This window comes from Pseudomonas sp. RW407 (assembly GCF_003176655.1).
Classification (GTDB): Bacteria; Pseudomonadota; Gammaproteobacteria; order Pseudomonadales; family Pseudomonadaceae; genus Pseudomonas; species Pseudomonas delhiensis.
Map to the genome: position 1 here is coordinate 1,086,677 of NZ_QGSL01000106.1, position 1,062 is coordinate 1,087,738.

Here is a 1,062-nt window from a genome sequence, read left to right on the forward strand (position 1 = left end):
CGCCGTGCCACCCAGCGCTGGCCGCGGGCGATGAAGCGCAGGCGCTCGGCCAGGTCGTCGATGGCCATGGCCTTGGCATGGAAGGCGCCCAGCGCGCGGTCGGGCTCGGCGCCCAGGCGCTGCAGGCTGCGGCGCAGGCGGCGGCAGCTTTCCGCCTCGCCCAGGTGCAGCGCGTGCAGGCGCTGCAGCAGTGGCTCGTCTTCGGTCTGCCGGGCGCTGTCGAGCATCACCCGGGCGCCGGCGCGCTCGGCGCGCAGCAGTTCCTGCAGCCAGTCGACCAGGTCGGCTTCGTCGTCGCCGCCCTGCAGCCGGGCCAGGCAGGCCTCGGCCTCGGTCACCAGTTGCAGCAGGCGTTCGGCCGCCGGACGGATGTCGCGCAGTTGGGCGCAGGACTGTCCGGCGTAGATGGGCATGTCCTCCAGGCGGCCATAGGCTCCGCGCAACGGCGAATCGGTGGAGAACAGGTAGATGGGGCCGCCGTCCTGCTCGCCGATCACCGGCGTCTCGCGGCGGGCGTGCAGGTTTGCGTAGTCGCCGCGGGTCACGGCGTTGGGCAGCACGCGCACCGGCGCCGGCATCGGCCAGTTGCGGAAGAAGGCCTCGGTGAGCAGCGTCTGCTCCGCCTCGGCCTCCACCAGGCAGCGCTTGTGGTAGTCGTGGGCGTAGGACTCGTCGGTGGCGAGGAAGGCCGAACCGCAGGCCACGCCCTGGGCGCCCAGGGCCAGCGCGGCGGCGATGGCGGCGCCGCTGGCGATGCCGCCGCAGGCCACCACCGGCACCTCGCCCAGGGCCACCAGTTCCGGCACCAGCGCCAGGCTCGAGACCTGGCCGCGGACGTGCCCGCCGGCCTCCACGCCCTGGGCGATCAGCACGTCCACGCCGGCGCGCAGCGCGGCCTCGGCATCGGCGCGGTGGCCCACCTGGTGCAACACCAGCACGCCGGCGTCCTTGAAGCGGCGGACGACCTCGGCCTGCACGTCCCAGAACAGCGCCACCGCCGGCACCCGCAGGTCCAGGCAGGCGGCCACCTGCGCCGCCAGCAGCTCGGCGGGGGTGGCCGCG

Annotated in this window: 1 protein-coding gene; it reads right to left on the reverse strand. The window is 75.0% G+C overall.

All coding sequences use genetic code 11. From position 1 onward, the window contains the following. The coding region (locus DK254_RS21655) for a nitronate monooxygenase (RefSeq protein WP_109935810.1) at window positions 1-1,062 on the reverse strand (1,062 nt) is incomplete at both ends.